At 39.0% G+C, this 14,170-nt stretch carries 13 protein-coding genes, 1 other RNA gene and 3 pseudogenes; 2 read left to right on the top strand and 15 right to left on the bottom strand.

Annotated elements, in window-relative coordinates; genetic code table 11:
* Window positions 1–12: 12 nt before the first annotated feature.
* The 15 genes and pseudogenes from LIX50_RS02030 to LIX50_RS01955 all read right to left on the bottom strand — a co-directional run bounded on the left by LIX50_RS02030 (window position 13) and on the right by LIX50_RS01955 (window position 12,042).
* Window positions 13–1,194: a lipoprotein-releasing ABC transporter permease subunit gene (locus LIX50_RS02030; RefSeq protein ID WP_048952629.1), complete on the bottom strand. Its 1,182-nt coding sequence runs from the start codon at window positions 1,192–1,194 to the stop codon at window positions 13–15.
* Window positions 1,194–2,141 carry a 2-hydroxyacid dehydrogenase gene (locus LIX50_RS02025; RefSeq protein WP_048952630.1) on the bottom strand — a complete coding sequence of 316 codons (948 nt, stop codon included), beginning with the start codon at window positions 2,139–2,141 and terminating at the stop codon, window positions 1,194–1,196. The genes LIX50_RS02030 and LIX50_RS02025 overlap by 1 nt, the downstream gene beginning before the upstream one ends.
* A 78-nt stretch (window positions 2,142–2,219) precedes the next feature.
* Window positions 2,220–2,318 (bottom strand): annotated as a pseudogene (locus tag LIX50_RS09580) (IS3 family transposase); the annotation flags it as partial.
* Between the two features lie 37 nt (window positions 2,319–2,355).
* Window positions 2,356–4,311, bottom strand: a complete 1,956-nt coding sequence (locus LIX50_RS02015; protein ID WP_048952631.1) for a site-specific recombinase — start codon at window positions 4,309–4,311, stop codon at window positions 2,356–2,358.
* A 116-nt stretch (window positions 4,312–4,427) separates the two neighbouring features.
* Window positions 4,428–4,880: pseudogene (locus tag LIX50_RS02010) on the bottom strand (IS3 family transposase); the annotation flags it as partial.
* A 15-nt stretch (window positions 4,881–4,895) separates the two neighbouring features.
* Entirely contained in the window at window positions 4,896–5,114 is a 219-nt protein-coding gene (locus LIX50_RS02005; RefSeq protein ID WP_111407306.1) for an IS3 family transposase, read from the bottom strand.
* Window positions 5,115–5,155: 41 nt separating this feature from the next.
* Window positions 5,156–5,530: pseudogene (locus LIX50_RS09530) on the bottom strand (transposase).
* A gap of 87 nt (window positions 5,531–5,617) precedes the next feature.
* Window positions 5,618–6,472 carry a 3-deoxy-8-phosphooctulonate synthase gene (gene kdsA, locus LIX50_RS01995; RefSeq protein ID WP_048953954.1) on the bottom strand — a complete coding sequence of 285 codons (855 nt, stop codon included), beginning with the start codon at window positions 6,470–6,472 and terminating at the stop codon, window positions 5,618–5,620.
* Between the two features lie 14 nt (window positions 6,473–6,486).
* Window positions 6,487–7,290, bottom strand: a complete 804-nt coding sequence (locus LIX50_RS01990; protein ID WP_048953955.1) for a SirB1 family protein — start codon at window positions 7,288–7,290, stop codon at window positions 6,487–6,489.
* Window positions 7,290–8,168, bottom strand: a complete 879-nt coding sequence (prmC, locus tag LIX50_RS01980) for a peptide chain release factor N(5)-glutamine methyltransferase (protein ID WP_048953956.1) — start codon at window positions 8,166–8,168, stop codon at window positions 7,290–7,292. Before prmC ends, LIX50_RS01990 begins: the two co-directional genes overlap by 1 nt.
* Window positions 8,168–8,608 carry an RDD family protein gene (locus tag LIX50_RS01975; protein WP_048953957.1) on the bottom strand — a complete coding sequence of 147 codons (441 nt, stop codon included), beginning with the start codon at window positions 8,606–8,608 and terminating at the stop codon, window positions 8,168–8,170. The genes prmC and LIX50_RS01975 overlap by 1 nt, the downstream gene beginning before the upstream one ends.
* Window positions 8,609–8,660: 52 nt before the next feature.
* Window positions 8,661–9,743, bottom strand: coding sequence for a peptide chain release factor 1 (gene prfA / locus LIX50_RS01970; protein ID WP_048954301.1), 1,083 nt, complete (start codon window positions 9,741–9,743; stop codon window positions 8,661–8,663).
* A 93-nt stretch (window positions 9,744–9,836) separates the two neighbouring features.
* Entirely contained in the window at window positions 9,837–10,373 is a 537-nt protein-coding gene (locus LIX50_RS01965; RefSeq protein WP_048953958.1) for an elongation factor P hydroxylase, read from the bottom strand.
* Between the two features lie 32 nt (window positions 10,374–10,405).
* Window positions 10,406–11,473: a DNA polymerase IV gene (gene dinB, locus LIX50_RS01960; protein ID WP_140523347.1), complete on the bottom strand. Its 1,068-nt coding sequence runs from the start codon at window positions 11,471–11,473 to the stop codon at window positions 10,406–10,408.
* A gap of 65 nt (window positions 11,474–11,538) precedes the next feature.
* Window positions 11,539–12,042 (bottom strand): hypothetical protein, encoded by a 504-nt coding sequence (locus LIX50_RS01955; RefSeq protein WP_140523344.1) that lies wholly within the window; start codon window positions 12,040–12,042, stop codon window positions 11,539–11,541.
* A 105-nt stretch (window positions 12,043–12,147) separates the two neighbouring features.
* Here LIX50_RS01955 and ssrA point away from each other — a divergent pair.
* Window positions 12,148–12,513, top strand: a transfer-messenger RNA (tmRNA) gene (ssrA, locus tag LIX50_RS01950).
* A gap of 287 nt (window positions 12,514–12,800) precedes the next feature.
* Window positions 12,801–14,045 carry a tyrosine-type recombinase/integrase gene (locus tag LIX50_RS01945; RefSeq protein WP_048953961.1) on the top strand — a complete coding sequence of 415 codons (1,245 nt, stop codon included), beginning with the start codon at window positions 12,801–12,803 and terminating at the stop codon, window positions 14,043–14,045.
* Window positions 14,046–14,170: the final 125 nt, after the last annotated feature.

Genomic DNA, 14,170 nt, shown 5'->3' with positions numbered 1-14,170 from the left:
ACCATTAAAAACTTATTCGTATCGCAAGGCAGCTGCTGGTTCGACTTTCGCTGCACGATAAGCGGGATAAAGGGTAGAAAGTAAAGAAAGCAACAAGGAAAATCCAATGACAAAAATCATTTGAATAAAAGACAATTCTGTCGGTAAAAAAACACCTTGTGGATTTACCTCACTTACAATCTCCGTTAAGTTCAAGGTGACTAAAACACCTAAAATAGCACCGAGCAATGTGCCAACAAATCCCACCAGTAATCCTTGATAAATAAACACTGAACGCACTTGGGATTTTGTTAAGCCCTGAGTTTGCAAGATCGCAATTTCCCCTTGTTTATCCACCACCATTAAACTTAAAGAGGTGACAATATTAGAAATCGCCACGACAATGATCAAACTAATCAGCAATCCCATCATATTTTTTTCCATTCTCACTGCTTGGAAAAATTCACCTTTTTGTACGCGCCAATCCGTGATTTTTTGTGTTGGGAAATGTTGTGGGAGTTCTGTAATTTGGAACGGATCATTCAAAAATAAACGATACCCTTGCGCTTGCTGAGGTTGAATACGCATTAAGCGACCAATATCTGTAATATTAGCAAAGGCTTCATAACCCGATGCTTCGCCATAATCATAATAAATATCGCTAACCGTAAATAAACGCTGCATTGGCACGCGACCGAATGGTGTATATTGGCTATTTTCCGTAATCATCAAACGGATTTTATCCCCAATATTCACGCCCAATTTTTGTGCCAGTTTATCACCAATGACCAATTTAAATTCACCAGTCGGTAAAATTTCATTAAATTTAGTCTGATCAAAAGATTCAACCAAAGGATCATCAGAAAATGATTGAATACCAATGATTTGTCCTGCACTCACGCCTTTTGTCGTTTGGTAAATCACATTTGTTGTATTGATCGGCACCGCTTTTTGGATAAAGTGCGGTAAATTTTCTAATGTTTTTTCTGTAGAAATGGGCTGTTCTTCACTCACAATCGCGTGAGGAATGGAAGATAGCACCTGTTGTTTTTGGTAACCTTCTAATCCATTCATCACAGAAAGCACGATAATCAATGCCATCACACCTAGCACAATCCCTAGGCTTGCTAGATTAGTCACTAATCGGCCAAAACGATCCGCACTTTTAGCACGCCAATAACGTAGTGCAATATAAAGAGAAATAGGAAAATTCATTATTTTTGATTTAATTGTTGTACAAATTCTTCGATGTTTTGCATTACTTTGCCAACTAATGTTGTCACTGCACTATCACTCGCCCAAGCAATATGCGGAGTGATAATTAAATTAGGCATAGTTTTTGCAGCTAAAATTAATGGGTTATCTTTTTCTGGTGGCTCTTTTACCATTACATCCAAAGCCGCTCCGCCTAAATGCCCCGTTTTTAACGCATCAACTAATGCAAGTTCATCAATCAAAGGCCCACGCCCTGTATTAATCAAAAATGCACCTTTTTTCATTTTAGATAAAGTTTCTGCATTAATTAAATTCTTGGTTGTTTCGGTTAATGGGCAATGCAACGTCACAATATCCGCTTGTTTTAAGACTTCCTCAAAGGGCATATAACCTTCACGGCAAAAAGTGGCATCTTTATGTTCTGCATAAAGCACTTTCATTCCCACGGCATTAGCCAAACGCCCCACTTCTGTCCCTAAGCAACCTTTACCAAATACGCCTAATATCGAACTTCGCACATCTGTAATTGGGTAATCAAAATAACAAAATTGTTTACTTTCCGCCCATTTTGCTTCCGTTTGATCGCGTAACCAAGCTGCCAAACTGTGTTTTAAAGCGAAAATTAATCCCATGACATGTTCTGGTACTGTTGTGCTGGAATAACCTGTCACATTGCGCACGGCGATGCCCATTTCTTCTGCAGCCACAAGATCAACATTATTTGTACCAGTTGCAGTAATCGCAATTAACTTTAACTTAGGTAATTGTTTTAACATTTCTCGATCAAAAATGACTTTGCTCGTAATAACAATATCAGCATCTTTCGCTCGTTCAATCGTTTCAGCATAAGAAGTATACTCATATTCAGTCCAAGTATGCGCAAAACTTGGACGAGGAATAGGGATATGTTTAGGGATAGCCGTACTATCTAAAAAGACGATATTCATCATTTCTACTTTTATATACAAAGTGATCTGCCCCCCAAAAGTTGGACAGGTTAGTTAACTTAAATATTGAGCTCGGTATTACACTGGACTCAATCCTTTGAAAGCAAGTTTAATTCGTTTTTGGTTGTAATACACTAAATATTCTTCAATTTTAGCCTGTAATTTAGCGATTGAGTGATAAGTCCGAGAGTGGGGTACAGATCACTTAAGCCGATTATTTATCTAATTGAATAGGAAGAAATAAGCTTAATGGACGTTTTTTTACAATTTGACAAACTTCATACCAAATTGGCCACCAGCTATCAATTTCCGCATTCAAAGAACGCAGTGCAACCCAAAGCGTTAATGAAAAACTGACAATTAAATTAACTAAACCAATCAACAATACAAAACCAATGCATTGTAAAAGCAATGAATAGGTGAATTGTCCGCTCACAGCAATATAGCCTACATTCGCAGATGAAAATGCCACATGACGAATATCTAACGGAAGGTGCATTAAGTAACCTACCACACCCGTAATACCAAGCAGCATACCAAAGCAAAGGTTACCGATAAGCGAGCCATAATTCTCATGCATATAATTAGCAAATTTAACGCGAAATTTCTCAGACATTAATTTTTTCAATAACGGATGTTGGGTTAAACGAATACGCATATTCAAATAATTGCTGCGGTTATCAAAATAGCCTGAAATAATCCCTGAGCAGAATAACCACACCCCCGCAATGGCTGCAAACCATAAGGTTCCCGCAAAAGGATCAATGCTATGCAACTGATAAGCAATTTGATCAGCATTCATCAATGGCTCACCTGTTTTATATTGGTAACCAAACGCAATCAATGCGGCTAAGCCCATCGCAATGAGGACATTACCTAGCACCGCAATACTTTGAGAGCGAAATACATCCACTAATAATTGAGCTAATTTCATATTGACGCTTTTACCTTGAGGCGTTTTCTCAACAGCCTCAGCAAAACGGGCTGCAGTCATGGCAGGCTGTTTCGTCGCTACCGTAAAATGCAACATAAAGATCACCATAAAACCTAAGCCGTAATTTAAGCCTTCGGCAAGCCCTTTCCAGACTTTGTCATCAATAATGCTGCCTAGATAGATTTTAAATAGCGCCATCAGTGCAATTAATACACCACCACCTGCCGCAGAATAAAACATTGCCCAATACTCTTTTTTATCTCGAGTAATGTAATGCTCGCCGTGATCGCCCGCATTTTGGGTAATGCTACGTGAAATTAATCTAGAGCTTTGTTTCCATAATCGGGTAATGCTATGTTTTTCTGCTGCTGTGCGGGCAAAACAGCCAGTTAATAACAATATTCGGCGTGGTAAATAGCGATTTGAAACAAAAATCGCCATCAAGATTTCTAATCGTTCTAAGGTCTGAGAAAGACGCTCCAATAAATAAGCCGTATTTAAAGAAGAGCCCACCACTGCTCCACGTTTTTGCAAACGCTCAACCAATTTTTTACATTGGTTAAACATTACCTGTAAATGGCTATCATCAAAAACGGTTGATTGGCGGTGCGCCTGTAACCAATTCACCACTTCATGGTGCAATGCCACAAAAGGGGAATCTGCATTCAACAGAGAAGGCTCCATTCGCATCAGCTCAGGATCCATATCTTCAGCAGCAATCCAAATTGAAAGCATCTCAATGGCAAATAACCCTTCACTTTCAATATGATTTTTTAAACGCTCACTATCTTTTTGTTCTGTACAACGGGTTAAGACGCCAAATACACCTCGCCACGTTTTTAAAGGAACAGCATCAATCCAGCGTGCATCATTTTTATCTCTAAATAATAAATAAAAAATATCACGTAAATCATTAATATCTTTAAAAGAGGGGTTAAAACGCTCATAAATACGTGTTTTCATCTCCTGTCCAAAACCGCCACGTGTAAGGATACCGCTACTAATAAACAAGGGGTAAAGGCGTAAACCACATAACCAACCACATAATAATTTCGAAACAGAACAGCCTAATTCTTTATCGTTCTTTAAGATAAACTTAAACAAATGCAAAGTCGGAGCAATTTTTTCTGTGGGGCTGCTACGTAATAATTGGCACAAGCCTTCCACGAGACCAAAGGCATCGTTTTCCGCCACTTTGTTACGTAAAAATTGCGGTAAGGTATCGATTTTAATCATGAGCTTCCCCCTCATATCGTTTATATTCAAAAGCGTGACATTATACAGCGCTGTTGGATAAAGTAAAAATTAGCGGAAAAAGCGATCTGCCCCCCCAAAAAAGTTGGACAGGTTAGTTAACTTAAATATTCTTCAATTTCAGCCTGTAATTCAGCAATTGAATGATAAGTCTGTGAGTAAAAACAATCTGATTTTAATATCGCAAAAAAACTTTCAATCACCGCATTATCGTAGCAATTTCCTCGGCGGCTCATACTTTGCACCGCTTTACCCTCCAACATTTTCATCCATTCCGCCGTGCCATACAATACGCCTTGGTCGCTATGAATAATCGGGCATTCTGTCGGTTTAAGCCGACTAAGTCCTTGTGCTAACATCTTTTTCACCAATGAAAATTTGGGGCGTATTGAAAAGTTATAGGCAATCACTTCTCGGTTAGCCAAGTCCATCAACGCTGAAAAATAAAGCTTTTCTTGCCCAACCTGAAATTCCGTTACATCCATTACCCATTTTTGATTGAGTGCCGTTGCTGTAAAATCACAATCCAGCAAATTCGGGGCAATATGCGATGTTTTTCCTCGTTTTCAATGTCTTTTCTTGCGTAAAATGGAATGAATACCTAACTCGTTCATTAGCTTTAACACCGTTTTATGATTCAAATTAAAACCCATTTGGCATAATTTAAACGTCATTGGGTGATAACCATCTCGTTTTCTGTTCTTTTTATACAGCGATAAAATAGCTTCTTTAGCTTCGTAATAGTTTCGCTTAATCTCTTTATAGTAAAAGCTTGAGCGAGGCATTTTAGCCACTCGAAATAAATCATTTAACGCGTGGTTTGGCTTCAAGCTTTCAATGATTTTTCTTTTTTCTGTCGTTGTTTTTGACGGTCGAGCGCCTCCAACTCCTTTAGATAAGCAATCTCCGCACGAGCCAAGGCGAGCTCTCGTTGCAGCTTTTTAAACGCTTAGGTGAAAAGTCTGTGGTTTCTGGAATTTCAATGCCTTTCTTTTTCATTTTTTGGCTTTACTATTTTCGGTGTTTGAAGGCCTGTATAAGTCGATTTTACGCCATCAAGCCCTCTTTCCCGAAATGCTTTTAGCCAATAAATAACGAGAGAGTGGGAAATTTTATGAAGTTTAGCCACCTCACGGATACCATAATCCTGTTCGGTGACCAGTTTGATAATTTTCAAACGAAATTGATAAGAGTAGGACATAATCTGCACCTCAAATTAGGTGTCCAGGTTTTGGGGTGCAGATCAAAGTGCGGTCAAAATTAACCGCACTTTTGCTTAAATATTTTCTTAGATTGAAGTATCCAATTCTGGGAAAGATTTTACTAAATCATCAATCGCTTTCATTTGAGAGACAAAGCCTTCAAGTGCAGAAAGAGGCAATGCAGATGGGCCATCACACTTCGCTTGATTTGGATTTGGATGCGCCTCTAAGAATAAACCAGCAATTCCTACCGCTAAACCAGAACGCGCTAATTCGGTTACTTGCGCGCGACGGCCACCTGATGCGGCCCCAAATGGATCACGGCATTGAAGTGAATGGGTTACATCAAAAATAACCGGGCTGCCCTTAGATGCCTTTTTCATCACGCTGAAGCCAAGCATATCCACAATTAAATTATCGTATCCAAAGTTTGTACCGCGATCACAAAGAATGATTTTATCATTACCGCATTCTTCGATTTTTTCCACGATATTACCCATTTGACCCGGGCTTAAGAATTGTGGTTTTTTCACATTAATCACTGCACCTGTTTTTGCCATGGCTTCAACGAGATCTGTTTGACGCGCCAAAAAGGCGGGAAGTTGAATAATATCGACAACATTAGCAACAGGCTGACATTGGTAGATTTCGTGTACATCAGTAATAATTTTTACCCCAAAGGTATCTTTTAATTCTTGAAAAATTTTTAAGCCTTCTTCCATACCTGGGCCACGGTAAGAATGAATAGACGAACGATTCGCTTTGTCAAAAGAAGCCTTAAACACATAAGGCACTCCAAGTTTCTCTGTCACTTTCACATAAGCTTCACAGACTTGCATTGCCATATCTCGGCTTTCAAGTACGTTCATTCCACCAAAAAGCACGAAAGGTTTGTCATTTGCAACATCAATATTGCCAATTTTTACAATTTTATTTTGCATAAATTTTCCTTAAATCAATGGAGGGCAAAAGGATCTTTATCAATCTCGCCCTTTAGTTCTAAAAGTTGAGTTCGGATTAAGGCCGCAGTCGGGTCTTCCGGACAACGTTCTACAAAAAATTCTAAATCTTTTAATGCCGAAGGGTAAGCACCCATCTGAGCTAAAACTAAACCGCGATCACGGATGTGATAAGGATCTTTATCATTACCAATCAATAAATTTTCAATATAACGGTATGCCATGTCGTTATGTTCTTCGCGGATAAGCGCATTCTTCGCCAGTTGCTCAAAACGAGAATAAAGCAAGGAAAGATCGGCTCTATCAAGTTCTTCAGGTTGAATTTGCACACCAAAGCCAAATGCCCCTTCATAAAGTTGCTGCAATTTTTCTTGCGATATATAAGTGCCATCCCAAGGATCAATAAAAGCTACTTCATCTCTTACTTCGGCACGTAAAATGAGTTGTGTTGGGAAATTTACGGGGTAAATAGGCAAATCCAATACCTCGGCTAAATAAAGCACAATTGCCCCAAGCGTCACTGGCATTCCTTGACGATGCTCCAACACATAAGGCAAATATAAATTGCGTGTATAGAAATACTCTTCTGGATCGCAATGAAAGCCCCAATCACCATAAAATAGCTGTAGTAACTGATGAATCTGCTCTTCTTTCGGCCAATCTGGCGAAATTTCTTTACGCGCTCGACGTACAAACCCGCCAATTTTTCCCCGAATTTGTGCTTCTGATGATCCATCATCTGAGATGGTATTATAAAAATGCACAAATTGATCGTATAACGCACGTCGATAATATTTCATTACTTCTTCCAAAAACCTAAAGTGACGCGCTCATTGTCGCCATAATCACGCACGGTTTCAACCATTTCCCAATGATTTTCTTGGAAAATTGACCGCACTTTTTCGCCTTGTTGCCATCCGTGTTCAAGTAGTAATGCGCCATTAGAGTTCAAATAACTCGACGCTAATTCAATAATATGACGTAAATCAGCATAACCGGCATCATTGGCAACTAATGCAGAAAGTGGTTCAAAACGCACATCGCCTTGACCTAAATGTTCATCTTGCGCATCAATATAAGGCGGGTTGCTGACGATAAGATCAAACTGCCCTGTTATATTTTCAAACCAACTACTCTGTAAAAATTGTACATTTAAGTTATTTCTTTCCGCATTAGATTGAGCTAACGCCACAACATCGGGCATAAGATCAACTCCAATGATTTCTAATGAAATCTGTTGTTTTTGACAAATAGAGGAAAGCTCCGATGCTAATGCTAACGCGATAGCGCCTGTGCCTGTGCCAAGATCAAGAATACGAAAGTGCGGTGGATTTTTTTCCAGTTTTTCCAAAGCAATTTGTAATGCCTTTTCCACTAAAATTTCGGTATCTGGTCTTGGAATCAAGGTGCCTTTTGAGACATTTAATGGCAACGACCAAAATTCTTTTTCGCCAAGAATATAAGCGATAGGTTCACCTTTTAGACGACGATCTAAAAGTGCGATCAAATTTAACCGCACTTTCTCATCAATTTCGCTATCATCAAAAGCAAGGATTTGGGTACGCGATTTGCCAGTAGCATGTTGAAGAAGCACAAGCGCATCAATTTTACTATTTTCAGTGGGATTTTTTTGTGCCAAATCCGCAATTGCTTGTGCCAGCCATTCTTTATAATTCATTATTTTTCGTCTTTTAACACAATCGTGCCAGCCACTAAATCAGTTAAAGAACGACGATCATCGCGCACAAGTGCAACAATACCGCTAATAATCAATAAGAAACTTGTCCACGCTAATAAAATATCAATAATTTCGCGACCGATGTATTTACCAAATTCAACGGGTTGATGGGTATGATAATTAAATACACGTAAGCCTAACCAGCGTTTTGCCATTGTTTGACCATAAGTTTTCATGAAATATAACTGAAAACCAGCATATACAATCGTCCCCACTACACCGGCAAAATCCCCCAATGCAAAACCGAGACCAACCATCACCCAAAGCACAAGCCCATTAATCATACTTGCAAGCCAACGTTTAAAACGGCTTGCTTGAGCAGGTTGAGAAGGTTTGAAAACAGAAGAAAATTTCGCATCTTTTTGATTTTCAATGATCATTTTATTTCCCTGTAAAGTTAAAAAGGACATCTGAAATCAGATGCCCCTATCATTAATTCTGTTCAGACAATGCCGCCAACTGATCCGCTTGATATTCGGTAATAATCGGCTGAATCAGTTCATCAATTTTACCATTCATCACTTCATCCAAACGGTAAATAGTGAGATTGATACGATGATCAGTCACTCGACCTTGCGGATAATTATATGTACGAATTTTATCAGAACGATCGCCCGAACCTAATAAGTTACGGCGCATATCTGTTTGTTCTGCAGCTTGGCGTTCTTGCTCTGCTTGAACAATACGTGATGCTAATACCGACATTGCTTTCGCTTTATTTTTGTGCTGTGAACGCTCATCCTGACATTCCACCACAATACCTGTTGGAATATGTGTAATACGCACCGCAGAATCCGTCGTATTTACGTGCTGACCACCTGCACCTGATGAGCGATAAGTATCAATACGTAAATCTGCAGGATTAATTTCTGGCATTTCAGATTCTGGCAATTCTGGCATTACCGCGACAGTACAAGCAGAAGTGTGGATACGCCCTTGCGATTCAGTTTTTGGTACGCGTTGCACACGATGACCGCCAGATTCAAACTTCAACTGACCATACACACCTTCTCCAGTGACTTTAACAATCACCTCTTTATAACCGCCTTGCTCACTTTCATTAGCACTTAGCATTTCTACACGCCAACGTTTACTTTCAGCATAACGGCTATACATGCGGAATAAATCACCGGCAAAAATACCCGCTTCATCACCGCCAGTTCCCGCACGGATTTCTAAATAGCAGTTATATTCATCATTAGGATCTTTCGGTAGTAAAAGAATTTGAAGTTGTTGTTCCACTTCTTCAATTTCCGCTTTGGATTCTTCGATTTCCATTTGCGCCATTTCTTTCATTTCAGGATCATCCAGCAATATTTCAGCTTCTTCAATATTTTGATTTAATTGCATCCAACGATTAAAACATTTCACCACTTCTTCAAGTTGCGAATATTCTTTAGAATACGCACGGAATTTATCCTGATCACTAATTACAGAAACATCGCCCAATAAGACTTCTAGCTCTTCATAACGTTCTTTTAAACTTTCTAATTTTGCAATAATGGAATCTTTCATCATTTGTAAGTCACCGAAAATAAAATCGGCGTATTCTAGCCGATTTTAGGGAAAATTGACAGTGTCAAAAGTGCGGTTAAAAATCACCGCTCTTTAAATACGTGTCACATCAAATTTACTTAAATCAATACGATCTTCTGTGCCATAAAACATAGCAAGAGCATGGCGTAACGTTTCAGCTCGTTTTGGTAAACCTTTTTCCGCATAGATTTTCACTTGTTCATACACGGCTTGTTTAAAAGGCTGTGTATCGCCCGGATTGCCATTCAAATTATCCGCACTGGCAAAATAACGAAAACCTGCCGCCGTCGCCAAAATCCACTCTAATGCTTGCGGTTTAACTTCAACTTTTTCAAAGTCACGCTGGCGTTCTTCTGAACGTCCATCTGGCTCATACCAATAACCAAAATCTTCTAGTTTACGGCGTTCTTTGCCTGCCACTAACCAATGGGCAATTTCGTGCAATGCACTGCTGTAAAATCCTCGCGCAAAATAAATCGCGTTATAAGGCACGTCATCATTTGCGGGTAAATAAATGGGTTCTTCACCGCCTTTGACTAAGCGAGTGTTGTATTCCTCTTCAAAACATTGATTAAAAATCGCGATAATATCTTCTAATTTATGTTCCATGGTATCGACTCCTAAAAAACCGTGAGATTATATCACCAGAGGCTCATTTGTTCTTGTTTATTTTCTTCGGGTAAATTGACATGTAGCCCGATCAAACGAATCGATCGCCCTTTTGCTCGCATAAAAATTTGAGGAAGTAATTGCTGAAAACTCTCCAAAGAAAGGGGTAAACCTGTTTTCTCTAAAGTAGTTACTTGAAAATCTTCAAATTTAAGCTTTATGCCAATTTTACGTAATGAAGATAACGGTATATTACGGCTAACACGTTCAAGGCGACGAATTAACTCGCCATAAAGATTATTCAATAAGGCTGAAGCTTGCTCAATTGTGTGAATATTTTCAAGCAAAGTTTGTTCTACGCCAACTGATTTACGTTCACGATGGGCTTGTACTTCACGATCATCAATGCCGTGGCTAAAATCCCAAATACGTTTACCCGCCTTACCAAATTGATTTAATAAGACGATTTGATCAAAGTTTTGAATGTCAGCACAAGTTTCTAATCCCATATCGAGTAATCGTTGTGATGTCACTTTACCAACGCCAGGGATTTTATTTAAAGATAAGATTTTAATGAATTCCTCGACTTCATTAGGCTTAATCACAAATTGCCCATTAGGTTTATTCATATCCGAAGCGATTTTGGCAAGGAATTTTAAAGGCGCCACACCTGCCGAGGCAGTTAAATTCAACTCATCAAAAATTGCTTGACGGATTTCTTGCGCAATCCAAGTCGCTGAGCCAGAACATTTTTGGCAGTGCGTAACATCTAAATAAGCTTCATCTAAAGAAAGTGGTTCAATAATATCGGTGTAACGCTGGAAGATTTGATGAATTTGTGCCGAAACTTGTTTATACAACGTCATATTCACGGGCACGAGAATGAGATTAGGACACTTTTTTATGGCTTGAGCCGTTGGCATTGCACTATGCAAACCAAATTTTCTCGCCTCATAATTACAAGTTGTTAATACACCACGTTGACGAGAAGAACCGCCTACAGCAACAGGTTTTCCCTGCAAATTAGGATTTTCACGAATCTCAATCGATGCGTAAAAACAATCCATATCAATGTGAATAATTTTTTTATCTTGTAGCATAAAAAAAGTGTGGTTAAATTTTATTTAGTATAACCGCACTTTAATTACTGTTCAAGCATACATATTCAATTATCAGAAACCACTTTCTTATCTTTAAACATGACTGAACGTTCAATTTTATAAACATGAATAGGTTCTTGTGTATTCATAAAAATTGAACGGTATTTTTCATCAATTTGAGTAAATGGAATTTGTAAATTGATTGTCAGAGACTTGCCTGGCAATAAGGTATTTTCTAATTCTATTTGCATATCTTGGCTATGCACAACTTGACGATTATGCACATACACACTCATCCATTGAATATTTTGAATCGGGAATTCACTTTTATTCGTAATGGTATATTTAAAGCGAGAAAGCGCTTGACCATCCTCACCTACCACAATATCTCTATCGCCAACATCAATAGAAATAGCATAGTTAACATACTTAGGGTAGCTTTTTTCTGCAGTTGCAGTTTTTTCTACACTTTTCGGTTTTTCCTTTGAAACATTTTCTTTTGCAATTGCAGAAGAAATTGAACAACTAGCTGCAAACAAAGCGAGTACTAAATATTTAAAAAATGACATTATTTTCTCCTATAAAAAACGCCGAAATTTTACCCTAACTCACGCATTTAATAAATACCGCTCTTTTTCTTCTGCTTGTTTTTTGTTAGACTAGTGCACAATTTTGGGGCTGATTCTGGATTCGACGGGATTAGCGAAGCCCAAGGTGCACGTCGAGGTGCGGTAGGCCTCGTAAATAAACCGCAAAAAAATAGTCGCAAACGACGAACAATACGCTTTAGCAGCTTAATAACCTGCATTTAGCCTTCGCGCCCTAGCTTCCGCTCGTAAGACGGGGATAACGCGGAGTCAAACCAAAACGAGATCGTGTGGAAGCCACCGTTTGAGGATCGAAGCACTAAATTGAATCAAACTAGCTTAAGTTTAGCGTGTCTGTCCGCATGCTTAAGTGAAATTAAAGACTAGACTAAACGTGTAGTGCTGAAGGTAGAGTAATTTCGGACGGGGGTTCAACTCCCCCCAGCTCCACCAAATAACAATCCAAAGCAAACTTATCAAATCCTAAAAGCCCTTGAAAATACTGAACTCAAGGGCTTATTTATATCCTAAGCGTTCCTATCCAATCCTATAAAATCCTTGAATTTTAGTTATACGTTTAGTTATACTGATAACCGTATAACAAAGTCGGTATAACTAAAACCATACAAAACCTGTTAGCAAAAGGTTTTACTCATGTTTTAGCTATATCTAAATTTTTAAAAGTCTGAATCGCCGTCTGAGTTATTTAGAACAGTTTTCAACTCTCAGAAAGAAACAATATGGCACGCACAATCACACCGCTAAACAGCACGAAAATAGACAAAGCCAAGCCACAGAAAAAGGAATTTACCCTATCTGATGGCAAAGGGCTTTATCTGTTGGTTAAGCCCAATGGGGCTAAGTTATGGCGGTTTAACTATTACAAGCCTTTCACGCAGCCAAAGAAAAGGGCGTTAATTGGCGTTGGCAAATACCCTGATATTTCTTTACAGCAAGCAAGAGCAATTAGAGATGAGTATTTATCCTTACTTGCGCAGAATATCGATCCAGCAATCTATCGCCAACAGCAAGAACAAGCGAAACAAAATGAGCTGAATAATACCTATGAAGCGTTGGCGTGGGCGTGGCTTGAGTATCGTAAAACCAAAAAGAACTTTTCAGATAATTATCAAAAAGACGTTATCAGTCTGATTAATCGTTGCTTATTACCGCATTTTGGGCATTTGCCTATTTCCCAAATTACCGCGCCAATGGCATTAAAGGCATTTAAACAGTATCAAGACGAAGGGCATTTAGAAAAGCTTAAACGGACGATTCAGAAGCATAACGAGATAATGACTTATGCTCTACACCGAGACTTAATCTCTTTTAATCCAACGGCGAATATCGCAAAGGAATTTGACAGCCCAACGGTTGAACATTTTAAAACCCTTAAGCCTGAGGATTTAAGCGAATTTATGTTCACGCTACAAAACGCTCAGATTCACTTACAGACGCGTTATTTGATTTTATGGCAACTGCTCACCATGACAAGACCGAACGAAGCAGCTACAGCGAAATGGGCGGATATTGACGAGAAAAACAGGATATGGACGATTCCTGCGGAGCAAATGAAACGTGGCATTGAACATAGAATCACGTTATCACGGCAAGCCTTAGCCCTATTAGGGCAAATTAAAAAATTAAGTGGCGGAAAAACTTACCTATTCCCCAGTGTAAAGAACCCTCAATCCCACGTTAATACGCAAACGGCAAATTCTGCAATAAAGCGCATGGGTTATCACGGTAAATTAGTTGCACATGGATTGAGAGCTATCGCCAGCACCTATTTAAACGATCAGGGCTTTAATAGTGATTTGATTGAGGTCGCACTATCGCACCTCAATTCAGACCGGGTAAAAACCGCCTATGACAGAGGGGAAAAATTAGAACAGCGATTCAAGCTATTGCAAGCATGGGCGGATTTTGTAGAACAATCCTCACAAGGCACTTTGCCGCAATTTCACTTGAAGATTATGGCTTAGAACCTGATAAAACCTGAGGTAAAGTGCGGTCGAATTTTGACGGCGTTTTACTGTTTGAGAATTTAAAGAATTGGTGCGACTAGGTGCGGCGTAATTAACCGAACCGAAAGATGGTAACCCTTATT

The organism is Haemophilus sp. Marseille-P9675, assembly GCF_916862695.1.
GTDB classification, from domain to species: domain Bacteria; phylum Pseudomonadota; class Gammaproteobacteria; order Enterobacterales; family Pasteurellaceae; genus Haemophilus; species Haemophilus haemolyticus_K.
The sequence above is the reverse complement of the archived record's forward strand: the minus strand, read 5'-3'. Positions and strand labels throughout refer to the sequence as shown.

What these genes read in the sequence shown, in the direction of transcription:
- LIX50_RS02030 (WP_048952629.1), bottom strand. Translation starts at nt 1,194, where the DNA reads ATGAATTTTCCTATTTCTCTTTATATTGCACTACGTTATTGGCGTGCT.
- LIX50_RS02025 (WP_048952630.1), bottom strand. Translation starts at nt 2,141, where the DNA reads ATGAATATCGTCTTTTTAGATAGTACGGCTATCCCTAAACATATCCCT.
- LIX50_RS02015 (WP_048952631.1), bottom strand. Translation starts at nt 4,311, where the DNA reads ATGATTAAAATCGATACCTTACCGCAATTTTTACGTAACAAAGTGGCG.
- LIX50_RS02005 (WP_111407306.1), bottom strand. Translation starts at nt 5,114, where the DNA reads ATGCCTCGCTCAAGCTTTTACTATAAAGAGATTAAGCGAAACTATTAC.
- kdsA (WP_048953954.1), bottom strand. Translation starts at nt 6,472, where the DNA reads ATGCAAAATAAAATTGTAAAAATTGGCAATATTGATGTTGCAAATGAC.
- LIX50_RS01990 (WP_048953955.1), bottom strand. Translation starts at nt 7,290, where the DNA reads ATGAAATATTATCGACGTGCGTTATACGATCAATTTGTGCATTTTTAT.
- prmC (WP_048953956.1), bottom strand. Translation starts at nt 8,168, where the DNA reads ATGAATTATAAAGAATGGCTGGCACAAGCAATTGCGGATTTGGCACAA.
- LIX50_RS01975 (WP_048953957.1), bottom strand. Translation starts at nt 8,608, where the DNA reads ATGATCATTGAAAATCAAAAAGATGCGAAATTTTCTTCTGTTTTCAAA.
- prfA (WP_048954301.1), bottom strand. Translation starts at nt 9,743, where the DNA reads ATGAAAGATTCCATTATTGCAAAATTAGAAAGTTTAAAAGAACGTTAT.
- LIX50_RS01965 (WP_048953958.1), bottom strand. Translation starts at nt 10,373, where the DNA reads ATGGAACATAAATTAGAAGATATTATCGCGATTTTTAATCAATGTTTT.
- dinB (WP_140523347.1), bottom strand. Translation starts at nt 11,473, where the DNA reads ATGCTACAAGATAAAAAAATTATTCACATTGATATGGATTGTTTTTAC.
- LIX50_RS01955 (WP_140523344.1), bottom strand. Translation starts at nt 12,042, where the DNA reads ATGTCATTTTTTAAATATTTAGTACTCGCTTTGTTTGCAGCTAGTTGT.
- LIX50_RS01945 (WP_048953961.1), top strand. Translation starts at nt 12,801, where the DNA reads ATGGCACGCACAATCACACCGCTAAACAGCACGAAAATAGACAAAGCC.